At 68.0% G+C, this 26,347-nt stretch carries 25 protein-coding genes; 10 read left to right on the top strand and 15 right to left on the bottom strand.

The window, feature by feature from the left end; all coding sequences use genetic code 11:
- Positions 1-222: 222 nt before the first annotated feature.
- The 10 genes from AC1Q6V_RS07595 to AC1Q6V_RS07550 all read right to left on the bottom strand — a co-directional run bounded on the left by AC1Q6V_RS07595 (position 223) and on the right by AC1Q6V_RS07550 (position 9,052).
- A complete protein-coding gene (locus tag AC1Q6V_RS07595; protein ID WP_010813178.1) occupies positions 223-690 on the bottom strand; it encodes an outer membrane lipoprotein in 468 nt (155 codons plus the stop codon).
- Between the two features lie 37 nt (positions 691-727).
- The gene (locus AC1Q6V_RS07590) at positions 728-1,675 is read right to left on the bottom strand and encodes a carbohydrate kinase family protein (protein ID WP_010813179.1); all 948 of its coding nucleotides are present in this window, start codon (positions 1,673-1,675) and stop codon (positions 728-730) included.
- A 143-nt stretch (positions 1,676-1,818) separates the two neighbouring features.
- Positions 1,819-2,319 carry a thiol peroxidase gene (tpx, locus tag AC1Q6V_RS07585; protein WP_010813180.1) on the bottom strand — a complete coding sequence of 167 codons (501 nt, stop codon included), beginning with the start codon at positions 2,317-2,319 and terminating at the stop codon, positions 1,819-1,821.
- 99 nt (positions 2,320-2,418) lie between these two features.
- Complete coding sequence (locus AC1Q6V_RS07580; RefSeq protein WP_454749663.1) at positions 2,419-3,888, bottom strand: DUF3426 domain-containing protein; 1,470 nt, start codon at positions 3,886-3,888, stop codon at positions 2,419-2,421.
- Positions 3,889-3,897: 9 nt separating this feature from the next.
- Positions 3,898-4,800, bottom strand: a complete 903-nt coding sequence (gene prmA / locus AC1Q6V_RS07575) for a 50S ribosomal protein L11 methyltransferase (RefSeq protein ID WP_010813182.1) — start codon at positions 4,798-4,800, stop codon at positions 3,898-3,900.
- A gap of 48 nt (positions 4,801-4,848) precedes the next feature.
- Positions 4,849-6,201: an acetyl-CoA carboxylase biotin carboxylase subunit gene (accC, locus tag AC1Q6V_RS07570; protein ID WP_454749662.1), complete on the bottom strand. Its 1,353-nt coding sequence runs from the start codon at positions 6,199-6,201 to the stop codon at positions 4,849-4,851.
- Between the two features lie 246 nt (positions 6,202-6,447).
- Positions 6,448-6,915, bottom strand: a complete 468-nt coding sequence (gene accB / locus AC1Q6V_RS07565) for an acetyl-CoA carboxylase biotin carboxyl carrier protein (RefSeq protein WP_010813184.1) — start codon at positions 6,913-6,915, stop codon at positions 6,448-6,450.
- A 167-nt stretch (positions 6,916-7,082) separates the two neighbouring features.
- A complete protein-coding gene (gene aroQ / locus AC1Q6V_RS07560; RefSeq protein ID WP_011616025.1) occupies positions 7,083-7,580 on the bottom strand; it encodes a type II 3-dehydroquinate dehydratase in 498 nt (165 codons plus the stop codon).
- Positions 7,581-7,776: 196 nt separating this feature from the next.
- A complete protein-coding gene (locus AC1Q6V_RS07555) occupies positions 7,777-8,325 on the bottom strand; it encodes a TlpA family protein disulfide reductase (RefSeq protein ID WP_010813186.1) in 549 nt (182 codons plus the stop codon).
- Between the two features lie 37 nt (positions 8,326-8,362).
- A complete protein-coding gene (locus AC1Q6V_RS07550) occupies positions 8,363-9,052 on the bottom strand; it encodes a UDP-N-acetylmuramate--alanine ligase (RefSeq protein ID WP_439668247.1) in 690 nt (229 codons plus the stop codon).
- Between the two features lie 202 nt (positions 9,053-9,254).
- On the opposite strand from AC1Q6V_RS07550, the gene mpl reads away from it, so the two are divergent.
- The 8 genes from mpl (at position 9,255) to mtgA (ending at position 17,762) form a co-directional block, all read left to right on the top strand.
- Complete coding sequence (gene mpl, locus AC1Q6V_RS07545; protein WP_010813188.1) at positions 9,255-10,640, top strand: UDP-N-acetylmuramate:L-alanyl-gamma-D-glutamyl-meso-diaminopimelate ligase; 1,386 nt, start codon at positions 9,255-9,257, stop codon at positions 10,638-10,640.
- Positions 10,641-10,658: 18 nt separating this feature from the next.
- Positions 10,659-11,273 carry a YqiA/YcfP family alpha/beta fold hydrolase gene (locus AC1Q6V_RS07540; RefSeq protein ID WP_011616022.1) on the top strand — a complete coding sequence of 205 codons (615 nt, stop codon included), beginning with the start codon at positions 10,659-10,661 and terminating at the stop codon, positions 11,271-11,273.
- On the top strand, positions 11,270-11,932 hold the full coding sequence (locus AC1Q6V_RS07535; protein ID WP_010813190.1) for a chorismate--pyruvate lyase family protein: 663 nt from the start codon (positions 11,270-11,272) through the stop codon (positions 11,930-11,932). The genes AC1Q6V_RS07540 and AC1Q6V_RS07535 overlap by 4 nt, the downstream gene beginning before the upstream one ends.
- Positions 11,929-12,669 carry a 3-oxoacyl-ACP reductase FabG gene (gene fabG, locus AC1Q6V_RS07530; RefSeq protein ID WP_010813191.1) on the top strand — a complete coding sequence of 247 codons (741 nt, stop codon included), beginning with the start codon at positions 11,929-11,931 and terminating at the stop codon, positions 12,667-12,669. The genes AC1Q6V_RS07535 and fabG overlap by 4 nt, the downstream gene beginning before the upstream one ends.
- 252 nt (positions 12,670-12,921) lie before the next feature.
- On the top strand, positions 12,922-15,024 hold the full coding sequence (locus AC1Q6V_RS07525; protein ID WP_454749661.1) for a ribonuclease catalytic domain-containing protein: 2,103 nt from the start codon (positions 12,922-12,924) through the stop codon (positions 15,022-15,024).
- Positions 15,025-15,154: 130 nt separating this feature from the next.
- The gene (locus tag AC1Q6V_RS07520) at positions 15,155-16,087 is read left to right on the top strand and encodes an energy transducer TonB family protein (protein WP_010813193.1); all 933 of its coding nucleotides are present in this window, start codon (positions 15,155-15,157) and stop codon (positions 16,085-16,087) included.
- Positions 16,087-16,974, top strand: a complete 888-nt coding sequence (aroE, locus tag AC1Q6V_RS07515) for a shikimate dehydrogenase (RefSeq protein WP_010813194.1) — start codon at positions 16,087-16,089, stop codon at positions 16,972-16,974. Before AC1Q6V_RS07520 ends, aroE begins: the two co-directional genes overlap by 1 nt.
- A gap of 137 nt (positions 16,975-17,111) precedes the next feature.
- Positions 17,112-17,762, top strand: a complete 651-nt coding sequence (gene mtgA / locus AC1Q6V_RS07510) for a monofunctional biosynthetic peptidoglycan transglycosylase (RefSeq protein ID WP_051398538.1) — start codon at positions 17,112-17,114, stop codon at positions 17,760-17,762.
- Positions 17,763-17,823: 61 nt separating this feature from the next.
- Here the strand turns inward: mtgA and corA are convergent, their stop codons facing one another.
- Both corA and AC1Q6V_RS07500 read right to left on the bottom strand, forming a co-directional pair.
- On the bottom strand, positions 17,824-18,789 hold the full coding sequence (corA, locus tag AC1Q6V_RS07505) for a magnesium/cobalt transporter CorA (RefSeq protein ID WP_010813196.1): 966 nt from the start codon (positions 18,787-18,789) through the stop codon (positions 17,824-17,826).
- Positions 18,790-19,363: 574 nt separating this feature from the next.
- Complete coding sequence (locus tag AC1Q6V_RS07500; RefSeq protein ID WP_010813197.1) at positions 19,364-20,263, bottom strand: DMT family transporter; 900 nt, start codon at positions 20,261-20,263, stop codon at positions 19,364-19,366.
- 186 nt (positions 20,264-20,449) lie between these two features.
- On the opposite strand from AC1Q6V_RS07500, the gene pyrF reads away from it, so the two are divergent.
- Positions 20,450-21,268 carry an orotidine-5'-phosphate decarboxylase gene (gene pyrF, locus AC1Q6V_RS07495; RefSeq protein ID WP_010813198.1) on the top strand — a complete coding sequence of 273 codons (819 nt, stop codon included), beginning with the start codon at positions 20,450-20,452 and terminating at the stop codon, positions 21,266-21,268.
- Positions 21,269-21,344: 76 nt separating this feature from the next.
- On the opposite strand, the gene AC1Q6V_RS07490 is transcribed toward pyrF, so the two are convergent.
- From AC1Q6V_RS07490 to thiL, 3 genes are all read right to left on the bottom strand, one after another.
- Positions 21,345-21,842 (bottom strand): CinA family protein, encoded by a 498-nt coding sequence (locus tag AC1Q6V_RS07490; protein ID WP_010813199.1) that lies wholly within the window; start codon positions 21,840-21,842, stop codon positions 21,345-21,347.
- 55 nt (positions 21,843-21,897) lie between these two features.
- Positions 21,898-22,464, bottom strand: coding sequence for a phosphatidylglycerophosphatase A family protein (locus AC1Q6V_RS07485; RefSeq protein ID WP_010813200.1), 567 nt, complete (start codon positions 22,462-22,464; stop codon positions 21,898-21,900).
- A 125-nt stretch (positions 22,465-22,589) separates the two neighbouring features.
- Positions 22,590-23,570, bottom strand: coding sequence for a thiamine-phosphate kinase (gene thiL, locus AC1Q6V_RS07480; protein ID WP_010813201.1), 981 nt, complete (start codon positions 23,568-23,570; stop codon positions 22,590-22,592).
- A gap of 399 nt (positions 23,571-23,969) precedes the next feature.
- Here thiL and AC1Q6V_RS07475 point away from each other — a divergent pair, with 399 nt between their 5' ends.
- A complete protein-coding gene (locus AC1Q6V_RS07475) occupies positions 23,970-26,294 on the top strand; it encodes an NADP-dependent malic enzyme (protein WP_010813202.1) in 2,325 nt (774 codons plus the stop codon).
- Positions 26,295-26,347: the final 53 nt, after the last annotated feature.

Below are 26,347 nucleotides of genomic sequence, written 5' to 3'. Positions count from 1 at the left end.
TGCCCGCATGACCGGATACTGCGTATCCGGTCCGCAAGACACCAGGTCTTGCCGACCCGCCGATGGCATCCGCCCGGCGGGTTTTTTCATGGGCGCGCGCCCGCGCGCGGAGCGGTCCGTCGCAATGTTACGGAATTGCAAAGCCGAAAAAAAGCGCCGCGACCCTTGCAGGTGCGGCGCGTTCTGCTGCGCCCTGGCGCGGCCCTGCGGGGCCGCGAGGGCTCAGTGCGTGACCCGGGTCACGCCGCCCGAGGACAGCAGCCGTACGCGTTCGCCAGGGCGGAAGGCTTCGTCGGCCTCCTGCGTGATCGCGCGCATCTCGCCGTTGTCCAGGCGCACGGTGATTTCCAGCCCGCGGCGCTGGTTGATCTTGTTCTCGGCCGCGCTGCCGGCAATGCCGCCGAGCACCGCACCAAGGATCCCGGCCGCCACCGCGCCGTTGCCGCCGCCGATGGTGCTGCCTGCGGCAATGCCGCCGATGGCACCGCCCGCGAGCGTGCCGGCACCGCTCTGGCCACCCTGGATGGTGACCTCGCGGATGCCTTCGACCACGCCGTAGCGCACGGTCTGTTCACGCTGCGCCTGGCCCGTGCCATAGACGCTGTTGGAGTTGGATTGGGTAGCGCAGCCGGCAACCAGGGCGGTGACGGCAAGGACGGCAACGGCACCGCCACGTAGCTTGTTGTTCATGTCGTTTCCCGAGAAGAAGCCACGCGCTGGCCGCAGGTCAGGCGTAGCGGTACCCGAATGCAGACTGGAACCGGTTGCCGATTTCCTCGCGCGACAACCAGTGATTCTGCGGACCCTGTTGCGCGATCTTGACCGAACCCATCAGCGATGCCAGGCGGCCAGTCGTTTCCCAGTCTAATCCGTTTTCAATGCCGTAGAGCAGGCCGCCACGGAAGGCATCGCCACACCCGGTCGGGTCCACGATGCGCTCGGCCGCAACCGCCGGAATCGCGTACTGGCGACCATCGGCAAAGATGCTGGCGCCGCGCTCGCCGTGCGTGACGATGAAGGCACGAACCTTGGCGGCAACCTCGGCGCTGGTCCAGGCGGTGCGGGACAGCAGGACCTGCGCCTCGTAGTCATTGACTGTCACGTAACTGGCGAGTTCAACGAACTCGCGCAGGTCTTCCCCGTTGAACAGGGGCATGGCCTGACCCAGATCAAAGATGAACGGCACGCCGGCCTCGGCGAACTGGCGCGCGTGGTGCAGCATGCCCTCGCGGCTGTCGGGCGCGACGATGCCCAGGCCCGGCGCGCTGGCGCCGCCCAGCGCATCCTTGACGTGGTTCAGCTGCGACTGGCTCATTGCGCCAGGGTGGAAGGCGGTGATCTGGTTGTTGTCCAGGTCGGTGGTGATCATGGCCTGCGCCGTGAAGGTCTCCGGCAGCACGCGGATGTGGCCGGTGGGGATCTCCAGCTTGCGCAGGTAGTCCAGATAGGGTTCGGCATCGGCGCCGACGGTGGCCATCACCACGGGATCGCCGCCCAGCATCTTCAGCGTGTAGGCGATGTTGCCGGCGCAGCCGCCGAACTCGCGGCGCATGCCGGGCACCAGGAACGAGACGTTCAGCATGTGGATCTGGTCCGGCAGGATGTGTTCACGGAAGCGTCCGTCGAACGTCATGATGGTGTCGTAGGCGACGGAGCCGCAGATCAGGCTGGCCATGCTCTCTCCAGGTGTTGGGGTGATTGGTGGAACGGAGCCCTTGCGGGCAGTATCGGTCGGGCAGAAAACAAAAAGCGGCCGCCCCGGGATGCGGGCGGCCGCTGCCGCCCGGGAACCCGCGGGTTCCCGGGCGTGTCGCTGATTTACTTCAGCGCGGCCAGGGCGGCGTCGTAGTCCGGCTCGGTCTTGATTTCCGGCACCAGCTGGCTGTACTTGACGGTGTCGTTCTCATCGAGCACCACCACGGCACGTGCGGTCACGCCGGCCAGCGGGCCGGACTTGATGTCCACGCCGTAGTTGCCCTTGAACTCGGCGCCGCGCATGGTCGACAGCGGCACCACGTTGGCCAGGCCTTCAGCGGTGCAGAAGCGGCCCATGGCGAACGGCAGGTCGGCCGAGATCGTCAGCACCACGGTGTTGGCGAGGCCGCTGGCGGCTTCATTGAACTTGCGCGCGGAGGCCTGGCACACCGGGGTGTCCAGGCTCGGGACGATGTTCAGCACCTTGCGCTTGCCGGCGAAGTCAGCCAGCGTGACGTCCTTCAGGTCCTTGCCGACCAGCGAGAAGGCGGGGGCCTTGTCGCCGGCTTGCGGGAACTTGCCTGCGACTTCGATGGCGTTGCCGCCGAGGGTGACGTTGCTCATGTCTACTCCTTGTTGTCTGATGGATTTCCGGTTCGTGTCCGGAGCGGGGGGCGCGGCCTGCCGCCGGACTCGGATCCGGTCCGGCGGCGGGCCAGGGATTCAGGGGTAAAAAATCAGCACGCGATAGTTGGCCGGCGCCTGCTGCGTCCGGAATCGTACCCGAACCGGCAGCTCCATGCCCGCGCGAAGACCCTGCGCGGCAAAGGCCTTTTGCGACGGCTCCAGGTACTCCGCGGGTTGCAGCACGCGGCGCAGCAGCAGCTGGTCCTGCAGGTCGGTCATCACCAGCTCGATCGCGGGCAGGGCGGTGCTGGCGCGGCCCAGGTTGCGCAGCGTGACCGACAGCAGGTAGGTGTCGCCGTCTTCATCCTGGCGCTGCAGCTGCGAGGTCTCGATGCGCAGCGCATCGATGTCGCGCCATGGCGGCACGTCGCAGCCCAGCGGCGCGCAGGCGGCCTCGAGTGCCGGGCGCAGCATCGGGAACTGGCCGGCCAGCTGGCTGCGTGCCAGGTAGACCACTTGCACGGCAGCGGCGATGGCAAGCACCACGGCGGCCACGCGCCAGGCGGAGCGGGGCACCGTCACGGGCTTGCGGGGCTGCCGTTCGCGCTCGCGCTCGCGCTCACGCGCGTGGCGCAGGAAGTCGGGGGCGAAGACCGGGCCGGCCGGTGCTTCGGTGCGTGCCCAGCGGCGCGTGGTCTGCTCGCGCGCGACGGCGCCGCCGGTGACGCTGGACGGCTGTCCGGTGTCGGGGGCGTTGTCGTCGTCGCCAACGGTGGGTGAGGTGGGCGCGGCAGGCGAGGTGGCAAGGCGGGCCGATGCCTCATCCGGCCATGCGGTCGGCTCGGACCCGGCATCGGCTGATGCCGCGCGCAGGAACTCGCTTGCGCTGGGGATGTTGGCAGCGGGTGCCACTGGCACGGGCTCGGCGTCAGCATCAGCCGGTTGCGGTGCTGCCGGTGCCGCCGCAGCGGCCGGGGTATCGAGCGCGCCGTGATCGAGTGCCGGCCAGGCGGACGCGGACGCCGCTTGTGCCGGCTGTGCCGGCGCATCCTCGGCGGGTTCCGGTGCCGTGACGGGGGCGGGCCCGGCCGCCTCCGGGCCGGCAGCCTGGCGTTCCGCCTCGCGCGCATCGCGATGGGCGACGGCTTCGTTGGCTTCGCGCAGCGCCTGCTCGATCTCTGCGTCTTCCATGCCGGCGGGTGCCGGCATGGCCATGTCCTCCGGCGACGACATCAGCATCGTCGGCGCATCCAGCGCCGGCACGTCATAGCCGGGGTCGATGGTCGGGGTGAAGGCAGGCTGCGGCGCAGGCGCGGCCTTAGCCGATGCGGGCGCCGCCGAGGGGGCGGGAGGGGTGGCCGGCGAAGCAGCCGCAGATGACGCCGATGACGCCGATGATGCAGCGCCGGCCGGCAGCGGAATCTCGATCAGGTGCTCGCGCGCGTCGAACACCGTTTCGCACTGGCCGCAGCGCACCAGGCCCTGGCGCAGGCGCAACTGGTCGGCGACCAGCCGGAAGGCGGTACGGCAGGCCGGGCAGCGCGTGACTAGCTTGACGGCGGCCATCGGTGTGAATCAGGGTTGGGCGCCGCGGGTGCCATGCAGGCACACCCAGCCTTCCTCGCTGCGCCACACCGTCAGCGGCAGCCAGGGCGCGTAGGCCGCGGCGACTTCATCCGCCTGGCGTTCCAGCACGCCGGACAGCACCAGCCGTCCGCCGGCGCGCACGCGCGCGCTCAGCATGGCGGCCATCAGCTTGAGCGGATTGGACAGGATGTTGGCGACCACCAGGTCATAGCTGGCCTCGGACACCGATTCGGGCAGCGCGAACGAGGCTTCCACGCGGTTGCGCTCGGCGTTGTAGCGCGACGCTTCCACCGCGTTGGGATCGATGTCGATGCCGACGGTATCGCCGGCGCCCAGCTTGCGTGCCACGATGGCCAGGATGCCGGAGCCGCAGCCGTAGTCGAGCACGGTTTCGCCCGGCTTCAGGTTCTGCTCCAGCCACTGCATGCACAGCCGCGTGGTGGGATGGCTGCCGGTGCCAAAGGCCAGGCCGGGGTCCAGTTCCAGCACCACGGCATCGGGCTCGGGTGCATCGTGCCACGACGGCACCACCCAGATGCGCTCGCCGATGCGGATCGGCTCGAACTGGGATTGCGTCAGCCGCACCCAGTCCTGGTCCTCGACCGCGCGCAGCTGGTAGGCCGGCACCGGGTCGATGCCGAGCTGGTTGGCGGCTGCCGCCACCACCACGGCCGGATCGGCATCGTCGCCGAACAGCGCCACCACGCGCGAGCGGTTCCACGCGAGTTGCTTCGGTTCCAGCCCGGGCTCGCCAAAGAGCGGCTGCTCGTCGGGCGTGTCGGCATCGGCGTCTTCCACCGAGACCGACAGCGCGCCGAGGTCGAACAGGGCATCAGACCAGGCTTCGGCCTGGTCCTGCGCCACTTCGATCACACATTCCTGAAATGCCACGGGCTTCCTTGCTTGCTGCTTGTGTATTGCGGATAACGTTGCGTTGCGTCAGGCCTTCGCGCGCTCCGCCAGGCGATGCTCGAGATAGTGGATGCTGGTGCCGCCTTCAACGAAGTTGGCGTCCATCATCAGCTCGCGGTGCAGCGGCACGTTGGTCAGGATCCCGTCCACCACCATTTCCGACAGCGCGATGCGCATGCGGGCAATGGCCTGCTCGCGCGTGGCGCCGTAAGTGATGATCTTGCCGATCATCGAATCGTAGTTGGGCGGGACGAAGTAACCATCATACGCGTGCGAGTCGACCCGCACACCCGGGCCGCCGGGCATGTGCCAGGCGGTGATGCGGCCCGGCGACGGCGTGAACTTGAACGGATCCTCGGCGTTCACGCGGCATTCGATCGCGTGGCCACGGAACTGCACGTCCTTCTGGCGCAAGCGCAGCTTCTCGCCGAAGGCGATGCGGATCTGCTCCTGGACGATGTCGATGCCGGTGATCATCTCGGTGACCGGGTGTTCGACCTGCACGCGCGTGTTCATCTCGATGAAGTAGAACTCGTTGTTCTCGTACAGGAACTCGAACGTGCCGGCGCCGCGGTAGCCCATCTTCTTGCAGGCCTCGGCGCAGCGGTCGCCGATGCGCTCGATCAGGCGGCGCGGAATGTGCGGTGCGGGCGCTTCCTCGATCACCTTCTGGTGGCGGCGCTGCATCGAGCAGTCGCGCTCGCCCAGCCAGATCGCCTGGCGGTGCTGGTCGGCGAGGATCTGGATTTCCACATGGCGCGGGTTCTCAAGGAACTTCTCCATGTAGACCTCGGGATTGCCGAAGGCGCGGCCGGCTTCTTCACGCGTCATGTTGACGGCGTTGATCAGCGCGGCTTCCGTGTGCACCACGCGCATGCCGCGGCCACCGCCGCCGCCGGCGGCCTTGATGATCACCGGGTAGCCCACGCGGCGCGCGGTGGCCAGGATTTCCTTGGGGTCGTCGGGCAGGGCGCCGTCCGAGCCGGGCACGCACGGCACGCCGGCCTTGATCATGGCTTGCTTGGCCGACACCTTGTCGCCCATCAGGCGGATGCTGTCGGCGGTCGGGCCGATAAAGACAAAGCCGGATTTCTCCACGCGCTCGGCAAAATCGGCGTTCTCGGACAGGAAGCCGTAGCCGGGGTGGATGGCCTGCGCGTCGGTCACTTCGGCGGCCGAGATGATGGCCGGCATGTTCAGGTACGACAGCGGCGACGGGGCCGGGCCGATGCAGACGGCTTCGTCTGCCAGGCGTACATACTTGGCCTCTTTGTCGGCCTCGGAGTACACCACGACTGTCTTGATGCCCAGTTCGCGGCAGGCGCGCTGGATGCGAAGAGCGATTTCGCCGCGGTTCGCGATCAGAATTTTTTCAAACATGGTCTCTCTCTGCGAGAACAGTAGCGGTCCCGCTGCGCGCCGCAATGGCACGCCGGGCGCGCGGCCCGGGGGCTGTCGCCGCCGCGGCCGCCATACTGCGCGGAACTGCATGGAACTGCACGGAACGGGCCGCGAAGCCCACAACGTCCCTGGCGCCAAACAACGCCATGGCATGCCGCGCGGGCGCTGCTGCGGGGGCCACTTGCGTGGCCGGTGGCAGCGTGCGGCGTGGCATGCCGGTCAGGATCAGCCGATCACGAACAGCGGCTGGCCGTATTCGACGGCCTGGCCGTTCTCGACCAGGATTTCCTTGATGACGCCGGCCTTGTCGCACTCGATTTCGTTGAGCAGCTTCATGGCTTCGATGATGCAGACGGTCTGGCCTTCCTTGACCGAGTCGCCGACGTTGACGAACGGCGCGGCACCCGGCGACGGCGCGCGGTAGAACGTGCCCACCATCGGCGAGGTCACCACGTGGCCGGCGGGCAGCTGGGCGGCGGCGGGCTCTGCAGCCGGAGCCACGGCACCGGCGGCCGGTGCGGCGGCCGCGGCGGGCGGCAGCGCCTGCATCTGCGGCATGGCCATCGGCGCGGCGACGATTTGCGGCGGTTGCTTGACGATGCGTACCTTGCCGTCGCCTTCGGTGACTTCCAGCTCGGAGATGCCGGATTCGGCCACCAGGTCGATAAGCGTCTTCAGCTTGCGCAGGTCCATCTTTTTATCCTCCTGAATCGGGTTATCCGGCCGCGCTGCCCGGGACGGGCCGCGGCGGAAGAATCGTGTTGCCGGCCACCGGAAATCCGCGCCCGCCGTGCCGAGGCACGCCAACGGGCGCAGGCCGCCGGGCGGCGCGCGCAGGTTGTTGAAAAAATCTTGGGAGTTCAGCTCCCCGAACTCTCGGGTGGCGGCTGCTCCTGGCCCAGCACATAGTCCAGCGCCAGCAGGTAACCCTGCCAGCCAAGCCCGCAGATCACTCCGACCGCCACGTCGGAGAAATAGGAGTGGTGGCGAAAGCTTTCGCGGCGGTGCACGTTGGACAGGTGCACCTCGACGAACGGGATCGCCACGCCGGCCAGGGCATCGCGCAGTGCCACGCTGGTATGCGTGTAGGCAGCCGGGTTGATGATGATGAACTCGACCCCTTCCGCGCGTGCGGCGTGGATGCGGTCGACCAGTGCCCCCTCATGGTTGGACTGGAACGTATCCAGCGAAACGCCGGCTTTTGCCGCGCGTTCGGCCAGGGCCGCGTCGATGTCGGCAAGCGTCGTGTGCCCGTAGGTTTCCGGCTCGCGCGTGCCCAGCAGGTTCAGGTTCGGCCCATGCAGGACCAGCACCTTGCGGTAGCGGGCTGAGCGACGGATAGAGCGGGTTGCAGTCACGGCGGCTCGACCAGATCAACGAAATTGCGCGGAGATTACCGTAGCTTAGAGGGATTTGTCTAGCGCGCGATACAAGGCTTGGCGACCTTGCGCGGCGCTTTGGCGGCCCTTTAAGCACTTTCCGGCAGTTTTGGCGCCCCGGCGAAACAAATCGCTGAAGAAAAACGAAATTCAGCGAATTTGGCGGAAGAATAGCTCAGGCTCGTGGCAGCACGGCCCGCAGTTCCTCGGCCGTCACCCGTCCCATCTTGCGGTACTTGACCGATCCGTCCGGGTTGATCACCACCGTGTAGGGCAGGCCGCCGGCGCTGTTGCCGAAGTTGCGCGACAGCTCGGTGCCGGCAAAACCGGCCACGGCGAGCGGGTAGGCCACCGGGACCTTGGTGGTGAACTGCTGGATATTGGCGGCTGAATCGATGCCGATGCCGACAAACTCCACCTGGCGGTCCTTGTATTCCTCATGCAGCGCGGTCAGCTCCGGCATTTCCTCGACACACGGCCCGCACCAGGGCGCCCAGAAGTTGATCACCACGGTCTTGCCGCGCAGCTTGCCCAGGTCCAGGTCGGCGCCGGCGGCGTCGGGCAGGCGTGTCTGGAAGAAGGTTTCCACCGCCTGGTCGCTGGCGGGCTTGGGCGAGAACACGAAATGGCCGGCCAGTGCGCCAGCGGCGCAGGCGACCACGGCCACGGCGATCCACAGCCAGAGGCGGGAGCGGCGGGCGGGCGAGGAAACGGTTTCAGTCATGGGGATGGCTTGGACCAGTGAAGTGGGGGGCGGGCCGTCAGGCCGGGTCGGCATCGCCGGGCGCGTCCACCAGCGCCCGTACCGCCTGCAGGTCGGCGCGGGCCGGGCGCCCCGAGGCGTCGGCACGCACGGCGCCGCGTTCGTCGACGGCATCATACAGTGCAATATGAATGCCGACTGGGGCACCCAGTTCCGCGCGCACCTCGCCGGCGAGGAGCCGCGCCTCGCGGCGGTCGGGCCACTGGCCCTTCCACAGGAAGCTGAGGGTCTCGACCTCGCCGCGGCCGCCGAAATGCCGGCTCTCGCTGGTCTCGAAGTCCACGCCGGCGTTGATCAGGTACAGTGCCGCGTCCTTGGCGCTGTCGCAGAAGCACTGCAGATAGATATCGGAGTGCTCGGTGGCGGTGCCGTTGAGCACGGCGCCGACCAGGTAAGGCCGGAACGGCGCCAGGTCTTCCATGGCCAGCACCGCCAGCCGGCGCAGCAGTGCCAGCACGCGGGGCTGGCTGTCGGCGTGGAACAGCGCCTGGTAGGCGCGCACTTCGGCTTCGACCTGTTCGTTGTCGGGCAGCCATTCGCCGGGCACGCGCTGCTCGCCCAGCACCTGGCGGGCGGCCTTGCGCTTGGCGGTGGCGTAGTCGGCACCGTCCTCGGCGATCATCCGGGCGGCAGCCTGGGCGATTTCCTCGCGCAGGCGGGTGGGGTCGGGGGTGGTGCGTCGGGTCATGCCCCATGATACCGGACGCTCCCGCGCAACCGGTGCGCGCGCTGCCGCAGTGCAGCGAAGGCCGCGGGCGCTCGGGTACAATCGGAGGCTTCCTGCCCGGCCACCGCACCGCAAGACACGGCCTGAAACAGCCGCCGTGCCGCCGCGCCACGCCGGGTGCCGAATCCCCACGCCTGCGGGCTTCAAGTCTTTCCGGGAACCCATGCATATTCATATCCTTGGCATCTGCGGCACCTTCATGGGCGGCCTGGCGGTGCTGGCCAAAGAGGCCGGCCACCGCGTCACCGGCTGCGATGCCAATGTCTACCCGCCGATGAGCACCCAGCTCGAGGCCCAGGGGATCGAGCTGATCGAAGGCTTCGACCCCGCGCAACTGTCGCTGGAGCCGGACCTGTTCGTGATCGGCAACGTGGTCTCGCGCGGCAATCCGCTGATGGAGGCCATCCTCGACCGCAACCTGCCCTATGTGTCGGGTCCGCAATGGCTGGGCGAGCACGTGCTGGCGCGCAAGTGGGTGCTGGCGGTGGCCGGCACGCATGGCAAGACCACCACCACGTCGATGCTGGCCTGGATCCTGGAGGATGCCGGCTACAACCCCGGCTTCCTGGTGGGCGGGGTGCCGCAGAACTTCGGCATCTCGGCGCGCGTGACCGAATCGGACTTTTTCGTGATCGAGGCCGACGAGTACGACACCGCCTTCTTCGACAAGCGCAGCAAGTTTGTCCACTACCGCCCGCGCACCGCGATCCTGAACAACCTGGAATACGATCACGCCGACATCTTCCCGGATCTGGCGGCGATCGAGACCCAGTTCCACCACCTGGTGCGCACCGTGCCCGGCCAGGGCCGGATCGTCGTCAACGGCGTGGAGGAAAGCCTGGCACGCGTGCTGGAGCGCGGCTGCTGGAGCGAAGTCGAGCAGTTTGGCGTGGGCGACTGGCGCGAGAGCGATGCCGCCGCCACTGCGGCGCCCGGCAAGGATGCTTTCGACGTCTGGTTTGGCGACGCCGTTCAGGGCACCGTGGTGTGGGACCTGCAGGGCACCCACAACCGCATGAATGCGCTGGCCGCGATCGCCGCCGCGCGCCATGTGGGCGTGCCGGCCGCGCAGGCGATCGAATCGCTGTCCCGCTTTGCCAACGTCAAGCGCCGCATGGAAGTGCGCGGCGTGGCGGGCGGCGTGACCGTCTATGACGATTTCGCCCACCATCCGACCGCGATCCAGACCACGCTGGACGGGCTGCGCCGCCGCGTCGGCGATGCCCGCATCCTGGCGGTGCTGGAGCCGCGCTCCAACACCATGAAGCTGGGCGTGATGAAGGCGCAACTGCCGGCCAGCCTGGAGCAGGCCGACCTGGTGTTCGGCTACGGCGCCCCGGCCGGCAAGGACGCGCTGGGCTGGGACCTGGCCGGATCGCTGGCGCCGCTGGGCGACAAGGCCGCCGCCTTCCAGGACCTGGGCACGCTGGTGCAGGCCGTGCGTGCCGCGGCGCAGCCGGGCGACCACGTGCTGGTGATGAGCAACGGCGGCTTCGGCGGCGTGCACCAGAAGCTGCTGGACGCCCTGGGCCAGGGCGCCGCAAGCTGACCGGCGGGAAGGACCACCATGCTGCTGTACCTGCACGGATTCCGCTCCTCGCCCCAGTCGTTCAAGGCCCGGCTGGTGCAGGAGCGCATGCGCGAGTGGGGCGTGGGCCGCTACTACGCCTGCCCCACGCTCAATGTCTCGCCCGAAATGGCCATTGCCCAGGCGCAGGCCGCGATCCGCGCCGCGCAGGCCGGCGGCGACCAGGAGATCGCCATCGTCGGCTCGTCGCTGGGTGGCTTCTATGCCCGCTGGCTGGGCGAGCGCCATGGCTGCAGGACCGTGCTGCTCAATCCGGCCATCCATCCCTGGACCGACCTGGAAGCGTACCTGGGCGAGCAGCCGCTGTGGCACGGCGGCGGCTCGGTCACGGTCGAGCGCCGCCATCTGCAGGAATTGCTGGACCTGCGCGTGGACACCATTACCGATCCCGGACGCTATTACCTGCTCGCCGCCACCGGGGACGAAGTGCTGGACTACCGTGAGATGGTCGCGGCCTGCCCGGGCGCAAACATCCGCGTGATCGAGGGCAGCGACCACGGCATCAGCGAATTTGCCGACTACGTCGACGATGTGCTCGCCTTCTGCGGCTATGGCCCCGGCGGCAAGGTGCCGGCGGGCACAGGCCCGGCATGAGCGCGCAGTCCGCGCGCCGCTGCAGCTGGAGCCCGCACCTGGCCTTTGATGCAGCCATCACGCCCAACCTGCGGCGCTGGGTGACCGGTGACGACGGCTCGCTGACCGCGCGCCTGGTGGCAGCATCGGAGCGCTTTCGCGTGGCGCGCCTGCTGCAGCGCCCGCAGCGCCCGCTCGCCGATGAATGGCAGGTGCTGGGCCAGCACGACCGCACCCCCGCGCTGACGCGCGAGGTGCTGCTGATCTGCGACGATATTCCCGCCATATTTGCCCATACTGTGGTGCGCCAGCGCCATGCGCGCCGCGACTGGCCGTTCCTGCGCGGGCTGGGCGAGCGCCCGCTGGGCGGCCGGCTGTTTGTCGACCCGGCGGTGGCGCGCGAGCCGTTCCAGTTTGCGCGGCTGCTGCCGCACCATCCGCTGCGCCAGGCCTTGCAGCGTGTGCTGCCGGCCATGGCGCCACTGCCCATGCTGCCGGCGCGGCGCTCGGTGTTCCGGCGCGGCGACGGCGTCATGCTCGTGACAGAAGTGTTCCTGCCGGACCTGCTGTCGCGGCCATCCCCGGGGACCGAGGCGATTCCGCATCCCAGGTATTTGCGGACTACAGACCGAAGCCCCTCTACACACACTACCGAAACCAAGAAAGAGACCACGAGATGAAACTGCAGGGTCGGGTTGCCATCATCACCGGTGCCGCCGCCGGCATCGGGTTTGCCACCGCGCAGCGCTTTGCCGCCGACGGCGCCATTGTCGTCCTGTGCGACGTGCAGGAAGCGCGCGTGCGCGAGGCCGCCGACAAGCTGGCCGCCACCGGCGCCACCGTGTCGGCCTACCGCGTCGACGTGACCCGGCGCGACGAAGTCGATGCCATGGTGGCCGCCGTGCTGGCCGCGCACGAACGCGTCGACATCCTCGTCAATAACGCCGGCATCACCAAGGATGCACGCCTGGGCAAGATGACCGAGGCCCAGTTCGATGCCGTCATCGACGTCAACCTGAAGGGCGTGTTCAACTGCGCGCAGGCCGTGGCCGGCCTGATGAGCGAGCAGGGCAAGGGCGTGATCCTGAACGCTTCCAGCGTGGTCGGCCTGTACGGCAACTTCGGCCAGACCAACTACGCCGCCAGCAAGTTCGGCGTGATCGGCTTTACCAAGACCTGGGCGCGCGAGCTGGGCCCCAAGGGCGTGCGCGTGAACGCGGTGTGCCCGGGCTTCGTCAATACCGAGATCCTGCAGACCGTGCCGGAAAAGGTGCTGGACGGCATGAAATCGTCGTGCTGGCTGCGCCGCCTGGCCGAGCCGGCCGAGATCGCCAGCATCTACGCCTTCCTGGCCAGCGACGACGCCAGCTACGTCAACGGCGTGGCGATCGAGGCCAGCGGCGGCATGTCGCTCTGAACTGCGTGGGTGCACGCACCCCGCCGGGGCGCCGGCCCCCGCAGGCGCCGGAGCGGGGTGCGGTATCATTCCACGTCTCAGGCCGTATCGATACGGCGTGGCCCGCGGCCAGCGATTTGCACGCCGCGCGCCGCACTCGCTTCCGTTCGCACGCATTTGCGCCCGGTTGCACCATTTCTCCCACAGGACCCGCCCCGGCGCTGCCTCTTGGCGGCCAGACGCGGTTCCGCGCATTTCTGAAAGTACCGATCGATGCAGTTGCTGTTCGAAGAAGGCGGCGAAATCCGCGCCGGCACCGTGCTGAACCAGCAGGGCGAGGCTTACCAGGTGGAGCTGCCAGCCGGCAAGCGTACCAAGGTCAAGTCGCGCGACGTGCTGCTGCAGTTCGCGCAGCCGTCGGCAATCGAGCTGGTGCGCCAGACCGGCGACATGATGGCCGAGATCGACCTGGACTTCCTGTGGGAATGCGCGCCCGAGGCTGAATTCGGCTTCACCGAGCTGGCCGCCGAGTACTACGGCGCCGAGCCCGGCCCGGTGCAGCAGGCGGCGCTGGCGATGGCGCTGCACGGCAACCCGGTGTACTTCCGCCGCAAGGGGCGCGGCCGCTACCAGCGCGCGCCCGAAGACCAGCTCAAGGCGGCGCTGGCCGCGCTCGAGCGCAAGCGCCAGCAGGCGCTGGTGCAGGCCGAGTACGAAGAGCAGCTCAAGGCGCTGACGCTGCCTGAGACCTTCCGCAACAAGGTGCTGCAGCTGCTGTTCAAGCCGGACAAGAACAGCCTGGAATACAAGGCCATGGACGCCGCCTGCACCGCGCTGGGCATGACCCCGATGCGGCTGATGGTGGCCGCCGGCGGCGTCGCCAGTGCGCGCGCGCTGCATGAGGCCAAGTTCCTGGCCGAGTGCTTCCCCAAGGGCACGGGCTTTCCGGAAACCGACGTGCCCGAGCCGCCCGCCGACCTGCCGGTGGCCGACGTGGAGGCATTCTCGATCGACGACGTCACCACCACCGAGATCGACGATGCGCTGTCCGTGACCAGGCTGCCCGACGGCAAGCTGCGCATCGGCATCCATATCGCCGCGCCCGCGCTGGGCATCCGCCGCAGCGAACCGCTCGATGCGGTCGCGCGCCAGCGGCTGTCCACGGTCTATTTCCCGGGCGACAAGATCACCATGCTGCCCGACGCCGTGGTGGAGCGCTACACGCTGCAGGAAGGGCGCACGTGCCCGGCGCTGTCGCTGTATGTGACGGTGGACCCGACCGTGTGGCTGATCACCGGCAGCGAGACCCGCGCCGAGATGGTGCCGATCGCCGCCAACCTGCGCCACAACCTGCTCGACGATGTCATCACCGAGGCTGCGCTTGCCGCGGGCACCGGCGACTACCCGTTCCGCGACGCGCTGACGCAGCTGTGGCACTTTGCCGGCTACCTGTACGACGAGCGCCAGAAGGCGCGCCTGGCCAGCGGCCTGCGCCCCGAGACCCACAACCGCGCCGACTTCAATTTCTACCTGGACGACCAGGCCGACGGCAGCCAGCGCGTGCGCATCGAACAGCGCAAGCGCGGCTCGCCGCTGGACAAGATCGTTGCCGAGCTGATGATCCTGGCCAACAGCACCTGGGGCAAGCTGCTGGCCGACAACGGCGTGCCGGGCATCTACCGCACGCAGAAGGCGTGGGGCATGCACCGCACCCGCATGCAGACCTACCCGGCACCGCACGAGGGCCTGGGCGTGGCGCAGTACGCTTGGAGCACCTCGCCGCTGCGCCGCTATGTCGACCTGGTCAACCAGTGGCAGATCCTGGCGGTGGCCCAGCACGGCGTGACCGCCAAGCTGGTGGCGCCGTTCAAGCCCAAGGACGCCGACCTGCTGGCCGCGGTGGCGGACTTCGAAGGCACTTACGCCGCCTACGCCGACCACCAGTCGACCATGGAGCGCTACTGGTGCCTGCGCTGGCTCAAGCAGGAAAAGCGCGAGCGCATGGTGGCCTCGGTGCTCAAGGAAGGCGCGGTGCGCTTTACCGAGATCCCGCTGGTCACGCGCGTGCCCGAACTGGTGCAGGCGCAGCGCGGCACGCAGGTGCTGCTGGAGATCGGCGAGACCGACGAGATCACGCTGGAAGTGTCGTGCCGGGTGCTGGAGATCTTCGCCGGTGAAGGCGAAGTGCCCGAGGAAGAGCTGGAAAGCGACGAGGAAGCCGCGGAGCTGTCCGCCGAAGCCGCTGCCGACGCGGCCGCCGAGGAAGCGGCCGAGCAGGCCGCCGGGGTCTCGGACGAAGCCCCGGCCGAAGCGGGCGACGACGATGTCGGCGCGGCGTCGGGCGAGCGCGACACCGGCACCCCGGCGGTCGGCTGAAGCCTTCGGAAATCGGCGGCGCTCACTTACAATGCCTGTCTGATCCGGGGTCCGCGGCCCCGGTCTTGCCAGGCCGCCGGCCCGGACCGGTTCGGGCCGCCGCCCACCCTTCAGCCACCCTCCATCCATCGTGAACGCCACACTCGCCGCTCCCCGCCACTGGTGGCATGCCAGGTGGCACAACAGCAGTACGCTGGCCAAGGCGCTGGCCATTTCCGTGGCCGTGCACGTGCTGCTGCTGATGGTGCGGGTGGCCGCGCCCGAGGTGTTCGAGATCAAGCGCAGCGATGCCGCGCTGGACGTGGTGCTGGTCAATGCCAAGTCGGCGCAGAAGCCGCGCAACCCGACCGCGCTGGCGCAAGCCAACCTGGACGGCGGCGGCGACCATGACCTGCAGCGCGCCACCACGCCGCTGCCCGCGCAGACCCAGACGCAGGAAGGCGACCTGGTGCGCCAGGTGCAGCGCCGCGTCGAGCAGCTGGAACAGGAGCAGCAACGCCTGCTGACCCAGTCGCGCGAGGCCGCGCCGTCGGTGCGCAACCAGCCGCTCAAGCCCGGCGAGAAGCGCCAGGACACCCCGCAGCGCGGCCAGGACGAGCGCACCTCGACCGACGAGATGGCCAGGCTGGAGGCCGAGATCGGCCGCAACCTGGACCACTACGCCAAGCGACCCAAGCGCTTCCAGCTGACCGCCACCAGTGCCCAGGCGGTCGACTACGCGCAGTACTACGACCGCCTGCGCCACAAGATCGAGGCGCGCGGCACCACTGACTTCCCGCAACGCAACGGCAAGCCGCTGTACGGCCAGCTGATCCTGGTGATCAACGTCAACCGGCTCGGCAAGCTCGGCTACAACCGCGACGGCTACAACGTCGATGCCATCGACGTGGTCAAGAGCTCGGGCGATCCCGCGCTGGACCGCCAGGCCGTGGCGATCGTGCGCGCGGCCGCGCCGTTCGGCCCCTTTACCGCCGAGATGGCGTCGCGCCAGGACATCCTCGAAGTCATTTCCACTTTCAAGTTTTCGCGCAGCGGGCTGGAAACCCGCTTGCAGGCACGCTGATGACATCCACTGATTCTTCCCAAGCCACTTCCGACCGCTATGTGGTGATCGGCAACCCGGTTGCGCACAGCCGTTCGCCGGCGATCCACGCCGCCTTTGCGCGCCAGACCGGCGAAGCCGTGCAGTACGACCGCCTGGAGGCGCCGCTGGACGGGTTTGCCGATGCCGTGCGCCAGTTCTTTGCCGAGGGCGGCTACGGCTGCAACGTGACGGTGCCGTTCAAGCTGGAGGCCTATGACCTGGCCGACCGCCTGACCGAGCGCGCCGAGGCCGCCGGCGCGGTCAACACGCTGTGGATCGAAGAGGGCCTGATCCACGGCGACAACACCGACGGCATCGGCCTGGTGCGCGATATCCAGGACAACCTCGACACGCTGATCGAAGGCAAGCGCGTGCTGTTGCTGGGCGCCGGCGGCGCCGCCATGGGCGCGATGCTGCCGCTGATCGAATGCCGGCCGTCGCGCATCGTGGTGGCCAACCGCACCGCGTCGCGCGCGAGCGACATGCTGGAAGAGTTTGTCGAAGCCGCCGACCAGTACGGCGTGGAGCTGTGGGGCGGCGGGCTCGATGCGCTCGACGGGCTGTCCGAGGACGAAGCCGTCGACGTGGTGATCAACGCGTCGTCCAGCAGCCTGCATGGCGAAGTGCCGCCGGTACCCGAGTTCCTGCTGGGCGAAGGCGTGCTGGCCTACGACATGATGTACGGCGCCGAGCCCACGGTGTTCCTGCAGTTCGCCGCGCGCTGTGGCGCGCGCACCAGCGACGGCCTTGGCATGCTGGTCGAACAGGCGGCTGAAGCGTTCTACATCTGGCGCGGCGTGCGCCCCCGCACCGCCCCTGTGCTGGCCGAGCTGCGCGCCGCGCTGCAGGCCGAACGCAAGGGCTGACCGGGGCGCCGCCAGCCGTGGCCAACCGCAACCGCGCAGCCAGCGCCAGCCGCGGCGCAGCCCCCGCACGCACGGTGTTCAACCCGGTCCGCTGGCTCGGCTACCTGCTGGGCTGCGTGGCGGCGGGCGTGGTGGCGATGCAGCTGTACTTCTTCATGCAGATCGCAAGCTGGCAATACATCAATCCTACGACGACCACGTTCATGCGCGCCGAGCGCTGGCGCCTGTGCGGCATCAACGTCTGGAACTGCGGCATCGACCGGCAATGGGTGCCGTACGACCGCATCTCGCGCAACCTCAAGCGCGCGGTGATCGCCAGCGAGGACGCCGACTTCGTCAACCATCCGGGCTATGAGCTGGATGCCATGCTCGATGCCTGGGAGCGCAACAAGAAGCGCGGGCGCATCGTGCGCGGCGGTTCCACCATCACGCAGCAGCTGGCCAAGAACCTGTTCCTGTCGTCCGAGCAGCACTACCTGCGCAAGGGCCAGGAGCTGGCCATCACGTGGATGCTCGAGTTCTGGCTGGACAAGCAGCGCATCTACGAGATCTACCTGAATTCGGTGGAGTGGGGCGAGGGCGTGTTCGGCGCGCAGGCCGCGGCGCAGCACTACTTCCGCACCAGCGCCGACAAGCTCAGCGTGGGCCAGTCCGCGCGCCTGGCCGCGGCGCTGCCGGCGCCCAAGTGCTTCGACAAGAAGGAATACTGCGCCAACGTGCGCGTGAATTTCCGCGCCAAGGCGGGAATCATCGCGCGGCGGATGGGGGCAGCCACGCTGCCCGACTGAGGGCTTGCTCCCCTCTCCCACTTGTGGGAGAAGGGAGCAAGGCAGCGGCAGATTCAGCGCCTCAGCTCAGCCACCCCTTCCTGCGGAAATACACCAGCGGAATCGCCGCCGACACCGCCATCAGCGCAATCGCCCACGGATAGCCCGCGCCCCAGTCCAGCTCCGGCATGAACTTGAAGTTCATGCCGTAGATGCTGGCGATCAGCGTGGGCGGCATCAGCGCCACCGACACCACCGAGAACAGTTTGATGATCTTGTTCTGGTTGATGTTGATGAAACCGACGGTCGCGTCCATCAGGAAGTTGATCTTGTCGAACAGGAACGCGGTGTGGTTCTCGATCGAGTCGATGTCGCGCAGGATCTGGCGGGCCTCGTCCTGCTGCTCGGCCGACAGCAGCTGGCTGCGCATCAGGAAGGACACCGCGCGGCGCGTGTCCATCACGTTGCGGCGGATGCGCCCGTTCAAGTCTTCCTCGCGGGCGATGGTTTCCAGCACGTCGGCCGCGGCGGCATCGGTCACGTTCTCGGCCAGCACGCGGCGGCTCGCTTCTTCGAGCCGCTCGTAGATTTCCTCGATCGAGTCGGCGGAATACTCGGCGTCGGTCGCGTACAGGTCCATCAGCACGTCCTTGGCATTGCGCACCGAGCCCGGGCGCATGCGTGCGCGCAGCCGCACCAGCCGGAACACCGGCAGGTCTTCGTCGTGGATGGAGAACAGCACGTCGCGCGTCAGCACGAAAGCCACGCGCACGTTGCGCGACAAGGCCTCTTCCTCGTCCAGCAGGAAGTCGGTGCGGATATGGATATTCTCGTCCTCGCCCTCGAAATATCGCGCGGACGCTTCCAGGTCGCCCAGGTCTTCCAGTTCGGGAAGGGCGACGCCATAGGCTTCCTTGATCCAGTTCAGTTCCTCGTCGTCGGGATTGACGACATCGATCCAGATCGGCTTGTGCTGCAGCAGCTCATTGCGCTCGTCGACCTGCTCCTGGGCAAGCCGGCCTTTCTGCAGGACGAACAGGTTGATCATCCCCGGGATTCCTTATTGCTGATTGCGACGAAAAACAAAGACAAGCGCGAAGACAAGCGCAGGCGGCTCGCCGCATTCCCAGGTAGTCCGTCATGCCCTGCATGGCCTGGCGAGACGCCGGAAGGCGCCCTGCCAGGGCCGGGCCACGGGCAAGCGTGATCGCGCTGTACCGCGGCTGCCGTTCGGCACGGCGGTACAAGGCGATGGCGTTTGCCTGGGTTGGCTGGCTAGCCGGGAGAGGGAAGATCCGCACGCGATGCGGCGCGCATGGATGGCGCCGCCGGTGGCACGGAAAGACACTCGCCCGCAGTGTTCTGCTGCGGGCGAGGCCGACGAGGCGCGGAGCCGGGTGCTCCGGGCGGGTCGTCGTTACGCAGCCCGCAGTGACATGGCATTCGCAGAGGTCGCAGCGCTGCTGCGGCAACTCGAACACCCGATGCTACTGCCCACGTAATTTCTCCGGGATTGTGATGGCCGCGAGTGTAGCCCAACGTAGGGTGGCTTGTTAAGTGAAATCTCCGCGCACGCGGCCCGCTGTTGCCCGCTCACGACCGGCGGCGCGCCCACCCGGCGATCAGCCCGGCGCGCCCTGCAACCGGCGCCAAAGCAGCGGCGCCAGCATCACCGAGGACAGCGCCAGGAACATCAGCACGATCGCGGCGTAGTCCTGCCAGTGCGGCTGCTCGCCCAGCATCCACATGCCCGAGAACACGCCGACCACCGGAATGAACATGATCGACAGGCTCGACACCACCGGCGGCAGGCTGCGCGCCAGCCCGAACCAGACCAGGTGGCAGAAGGCGAAGACCACCACCGCGTTGTAGGCGATGGCGCCCCATTCGACGGCGGTGGGCATGCGCCAGCCGTCTTCCAGCAGCAGCGAGCCGACCGCCAGGAAGGGCAGGGTCACGGCCAGCATCCAGAACGTCATGGCGCCGATGGGCACGTCGGTCGGGGTGCGTTTTATCAATTGGGTGCCGAAGCCCCAGCCGGCCGCGGCCAGCAGCATCAGCAGCGTGCCGGCCGGGCTGCCGGTCAGCGCGGCGAGCTCGCCGGAAAGCAGCAGCACCGTGCCGGCCAGCGCGCAGCCGATGCCCAGCCAGGCCCAGGCGCCGATGCGCTCGCGGAAGAACACCAGGCCCCAGACCACTGCCCAGATCGGCATGGTGTAGCCCAGGATGGCGGCCCGGCCCGAGGACAGCATCTTGACTGCGCAGATCGCAAACAGGTGCCAGACCACCATGTTGGGAATGGCCAGGCGGACCACCGTGCCCCATTCGCGCCGCGGCACGGCCAGGGAATCGCCGCGCAGCCGCAACGCCAGCCCCAGCGCCACCAGCCCGCCCGCCATGCACAGCAGGCGGAAGCCCAGTGCCGGAAAGTGCGCTACGCCTACCTTCATGATGGGCCAGTTGATGCCCCAGGCAAGCGTGAGCACGACAAGCAGGAAGATACCGCGGCGATCGAGAGACATGACGGGACGCGGCTGTGCGTCATGCCGCGCTTTGTTTTGAGAGGAAGCGCAAAACCATAGCACGTAGCGGGTAAAATTGCCGGAAGCGACATATGCTGCAGGGATGAAAGGTTTTCACGCCGCTGTGGCCAACCGCGCCGGCCGGGCCAATGGGGCGCCGGCGCCACCAGGATATTCCGAGTACCCATGACTTTCACCGAGCAGCTTGCTGCCGCCTGGCAGCGCAACGATTCCCTCCTGTGCGTCGGGCTCGATCCTGACCCGCAGAAGCTGCCGCTGTCCCTGACCGGGGCGGGCGGCGCCATCTTTTCGTTCTGCCGCGAGATCGTTGACGCCACCGCCGACCTGGTCTGCGCCTTCAAGCCGCAGATTGCGTACTTCCACTCGCAGCGCGCCGAAGACCAGCTCGAGCAGCTGATCCACTATATCCACGACGCCCACCCCGGTATCCCGGTGATCCTGGACGCCAAGCGCGGCGACATCGGCTCGACCGCCGAGCACTACGCGCTGGAGGCCTTCGAGCGCTACCATGCCGACGCGGTCACGGTCAGCCCGTACATGGGCTTCGATTCGATGCAGCCGTACCTGGCCTATCCGGACCGCGGCGTGATCGTGTTGTGCCGCACCTCCAACCCGGGCGGCTCGGACGTGCAGTTCCTGCAGGTTGACGGCAAGCCGCTGTACCAGCTGGTGGCCGAGGCCGCGCGCGAGCGCTGGAACACCACCGGCCAGATGGGCCTGGTGGTCGGCGCAACCTTCCCCAACGAGATCGCGCGGGTGCGCCAGATCGTCGGCGACATGCCGCTGCTGATCCCGGGCATCGGCGCCCAGGGTGGCGACATCGAGGCCACGGTCAAGGCGGGGCGCACCGCGGACGGCACCGGCATGATGATCAACTCGTCGCGCGCCATCCTCTACGCCAGCCGCGAGAAGGATTTTGCGGCGGCGGCGCGCAATGTCGCGCTGCAGACGCGGGAGACCATCAATCGCTATCGCCACGGCTGAAACCGGGCGTAGACAATAAAAAACCGCGCCGAAACGGCGCGGTTTTTTATTGGGCGGAGGTTGCCGGGCGCCGGCCTCAGGCCTCGTTCCGGATCAGCTCCAGCAGTCCCCGCATGGCATGCTCGGCCGCCTGCCGGCGGATCTGGCCGCGGTCGCCGCGAAAGCGCTGGGTCTCGGTATGGGTGGTGATGCGGTTGCTCCAGCCGAAGCAGACCATGCCCACCGGCTTTTCCGGGGTGCCGCCGTTGGGCCCGGCCACGCCGGTGATCGACAGCGCCACCTGGGCGCGGCTGTTCAGCAGCGCACCTTCGGCCATGGCGCGCGCCACTTCCTCGCTGACCGCGCCGTGGTCGCGGATCAGCTTGGCCGGCACGCCCAGCATGGTGGACTTGGCCTCATTGGAATAGGTGACGAAGCCGCGCTCGAACCAGCCGGACGAGCCGGATACATCGGTAATGGCGGCAGCCACCAGCCCGCCGGTGCAGGATTCGGCAGTGGCCAGCATCAGGGATTTGTCGGCAAGGGCGACGCCGGCCTGGATGGCGAGCTGGTCGAGCAGGCGGCTGACAGACATGGTGGATACAGGTAGTTTTGAGGGGAATCAGCTTGCAATGGCTGGCGAAACGGGCTCAGAACGAGCGCCACAGCGCAAACACCAGCAGCGTGTAGAAGGCCGCGAAGATGTCGTCGAACATCACGCCAAAGCCGCCGCGCAGGCCCGGGCCCTTGAGCGTGCGGTCATAGTGGCCGATCGGCGCCGGCTTGGTGATATCGAACAGCCGGAACCACAGGAAGGCGGCGAACTGCCCCCAGAAGCCGGTCGGCATGACAAAGGCCAGTACCAGCCAGAAGGCGACGATCTCGTCCCAGACCATGCTGCCATGGTCGTGCACGCCCATGTCGCGCGCGGTGCGCGCGCACGCCCACAGGCCGACCAGGAAGCCGCCGGCGATGATCCACAGCCAGGTGGTGGGCTCGATCCACAGCGAAATCACTACGAAGGACAGCCACGCGTAGAGCGTGCCGACCGTGCCCGGCGCAACGGGCGACAGGCCCGAGCCGAAGCCGAAGGCGATCAGGTGGGCCGGATGGGCCAGCATGAAGCGCGCGCTCGGGCGCGTGACCTTGACGGTCTGGCCGGCTTCCAGGGTCAGGGCGGGGTCGCGCGGCGCGGCCCCGGGAGGCAAGGTGGACATCAAAATTGGCTCGTGTGTGCAGATACTGCTTATGGTTATGGCCGGCTTGCGCTGCCATGCTTGCGGGACTCCCGTGCCCGCGCAGCGCGCCGATGCCGGCATCATGACATGCCCGCGACCCGGTGTCAGGGGGCAGCGAAGTGGTCGAAGCTGGCGCCTTGGTACCGGGTCGGGTTGCCGGTACTGTCGACCAGCCGCAGGCCGGGCTCGGGCGTGATCGCGCCGACACGTGCGAGCGGCAGCGCCAGGCGTTCGCTAATCGCCGCAATGGCGTCGCGGCTGCCGGCGGGCGCGGTGAAGCACAATTCGTAGTCGTCGCCACCGGCCAGCACGCATTCGCGCTGGATGGCATCGGGCTGGCTGGCCAGCACTGCCGAGCGCGGCAGCGCATCGACGTCGACCAGCGCGCCGACCTGCGAGCGTTCCAGGATATGGCCGAGGTCGCCGACCAGGCCGTCGGAAATGTCGAGTGCGGCATGCGCCACGCCGCGCAGAGCCATGCCCAGCGCCACGCGCGGTGTGGGCGTGTCCATGCGCGGGCGCACCTGGCTGAACTCGGGCTCAGGCAGCAGCCATTCGCCGCGGCAGTCGCCCAGCGCCAGGCGGGCGTCGCCAAGCGTGCCGGAAATCCAGATATCGTCGCCGGGCCGGGCGGCGTCGCGGCGCAGCGCGGCACGCAGCGGCACGTCGCCGAATACCGTCAGCGAAAGCGTCAGCGGGCCGCGCGTGGTGTCACCGCCGACCAGTTCGCAGCCGTGGGCGTCGGCCAGCGCCAGCATGCCGTCGGCCAGTTCGGCCAGCCAGGCGGGGTCGGCCTCGGGCAGGGCCAGTGCCAGGGTGAAGGCGCGCGGCTCGGCGCCCATGGCGGCCAGGTCGGACAGGTTCACGGCCAGGGCCTTGTGGCCGAGTGAGCGCGGCGCCACGTCCGGGAAGAAATGCCGGCCGCTCACCAGCATGTCGGTGCTGATGGCCAGGTGGTGGCCGGGGCGGCCCTCGATCAGCGCGCAGTCATCGCCCACGCCGAGCGCGGCCTTGCGCACCGGCCGCGTGAAAAAGCGGCGGATCAGGTCGAACTCGGAAAGCGGGGCTGGCTGGGCGTGGGACATCGTCGTCAGGAAGATTCGCCCGCCGGGTGGGACGGATCGGGGGCTGCGCGTTGCGCGAAGATGAATGGCGATCCGGGGCAATCCCGCGGCGCGTGCGCAGCGCGTCAGGATGGGGCGCGTCCGGCATTTCAGCAAGATACTGCCGCGCACGACAGCCATGACCATCGCGCGGTACGCCGCTTCTGCCGGCAGGCGCTACGCTTGCTGGTATTGCCCGGGGGGATGGGGCATATTGTACCGAATCGCAAAGGTGCCCCAAGTAAAAGGCTTATTGTGAAATAGTATTTCACTATATAAAATGCTGGGTTCCAAAGGAAGAGAAGGGCGGACACGTGGAGCCGGTCCGCCGATCGTCCCCCGCCTCGTCAATGACGGCTCCACCGATTGGAAGATGCGCCGATGACCAGCCCTCAGCAGTCCCCGTCCCAAGACGATCTGAAACAGCAGCAGCGTGAGGCGCTGCGCAAAGCGGCGCTCGAGTACCACGAGTTTCCCACCCCCGGCAAGATCTCGGTCACGCCGACCAAGCCGCTGTCGAACCAGCGCGACCTGGCCCTGGCCTATTCGCCGGGCGTGGCCGCCGCTTGTGAAGAGATCGTTTCCGATCCGGCCAATTCCTTCCGCTACACCGCCCGCGGCAACCTGGTCGCGGTGATCACCAACGGCACCGCCGTGCTGGGCCTGGGCGACATTGGCGCCGCGGCTTCCAAGCCGGTGATGGAAGGCAAGGCTGGCCTGTTCAAGAAGTTTGCCGGTATCGACGTGTTCGATATCGAAGTCGATGAGAAGGACCCGGAAAAGCTGGTCCAGATCATCGCCGCGCTGGAGCCCACCTTCGGCGGCATCAACCTCGAAGACATCAAGGCACCGGAGTGCTTCTACGTCGAGCGCAAGCTGCGCGAGAAGATGAAGATCCCCGTCTTCCACGATGACCAGCACGGCACCGCCATCGTGGTGTCCGCGGCCATCATCAACGGCCTGAAGGTGGTCGGCAAGGACATCAAGAAGGTCAAGCTGGTGGCCTCGGGCGCCGGCGCGGCCGCGCTGGCCTGCCTGGACCTGCTGGTCGACATCGGCCTGCCGATCGAGAACATCTGGGTGACGGACCTGGCCGGCGTGGTCTATGAGGGTCGTACCGAGCTGATGGACCCGGAAAAGGCGCGCTTCTCGCAAAAGACCGACAAGCGCAAGCTGGCCGAAGTGATCGACGGTGCCGACATCTTCCTGGGCCTGTCCGCCGCGGGCGTGCTCAAGCAGGACATGGTCCAGCGCATGGCCGACAAGCCGCTGGTGCTGGCACTGGCCAACCCCAACCCGGAAATCGCGCCGGAGCTGGTCAAGGAAGTGCGCCCCGACGCCGTGATGGCCACCGGACGCACCGACTACCCGAACCAGGTCAACAACGTCCTGTGCTTCCCGTTCATCTTCCGCGGGGCGCTGGATTGCGGCGCCACCACCATCACGCGCGAGATGGAAATCGCCGCGGCCAATGCCCTGGCCGAACTGGCGCGCCAGGAGCAGAGCGACATCGTCGCCACCGCCTATGGCATCCAGGACCTGTCGTTCGGCCCCGAGTACCTGATTCCGAAGCCGTTCGACCCGCGCCTGATCGTCAAGGTGGCGCCGGCCGTAGCCGAGGCCGCGATGAAGTCTGGCGTGGCCGCCCGTCCGATCGAGGACATGGACGCCTACCGCCTGCAGCTGCAGCAGTTCGTGTACCACTCGGGCACGCTGATGAAGCCGATCTACGCCGCCGCGCGCAAGGTCGAGATGGATAAGAAGCGCATCGTCTTCGCCGAAGGCGAGCAAGAGCGCGTGCTGCGCGCGGTGCAGGTGATCGTCGACGAAAAGCTGGCCAACCCGATCCTGATCGGCCGCCCGGCCGTGCTGCAGCACCGCATCGAGCGCTTCGGCCTGCGCCTGCGCGCCGGCGTGGACTTCACCGTGGTCAACCCCGAGCACGATGAGCGTTTCCGCGACTATTCCGACGCCTATTACCGCATGATGGCGCGCGAGGGCATCACGCCCGAGTACGCCAAGCTGGAAATGCGCCGCCGCACCACGCTGATCGGCGCGATGCTGGTGAGCAAGGGCGAGGCCGACGGCATGATCTGCGGCACCGTCAGCAACACCGCGGCGCACCTGCGCTATATCGACCAGGTGCTGGGCGGCACCAACAAGGTCTACGCGGCGATGAATGGCCTGGTGCTGCCGGGCCGCCAGATCTTCCTGGTGGATACGCACGTCAACGTCGACCCGAGCGCCGAAGAGCTGGCCCAGATCACGCTGATGGCCGCCGAGGAACTGAAGCGCTTCGGCATCGAGCCCAAGGTCGCGCTGCTGTCGCACTCGAACTTCGGTTCGTCCGAAGCGCCTTCGGCCCGCAAGATGCGCGAAACCCTCGCCATCCTGCGCGATCGCGCCCCGGACCTGGAGATCGACGGCGAAATGCACGGCGACAGCGCGCTCGACCAGAAGCTGCGCGACCAGCTGGTGCCGGATGGCGCGCTCAAGGGCGAAGCCAACCTGCTGGTGTGCCCGAACATCGACGCGGCCAATATCTCGTACAACCTGCTCAAGGTTGCCGCGGGCAACAACGTCGCGATCGGGCCGATCCTGCTGGGCGTGAAGGCGCCGGTGCACATCCTGACGCCGTCGGCCACGGTGCGCCGCATCGTCAACATGACCTCGCTGGTCGTGGTGGATGCCTCTGCCAAGCGCTAAACCGCTTGGTATGGCCGGTAGCCGGCCAATGTGACGAAAAGCCGGGTTCGCCC

The organism is Cupriavidus sp. GW823-FHT07B10 (genome assembly GCF_058794355.1).
The sequence above is the reverse complement of the archived record's forward strand: the minus strand, read 5'-3'. Positions and strand labels throughout refer to the sequence as shown.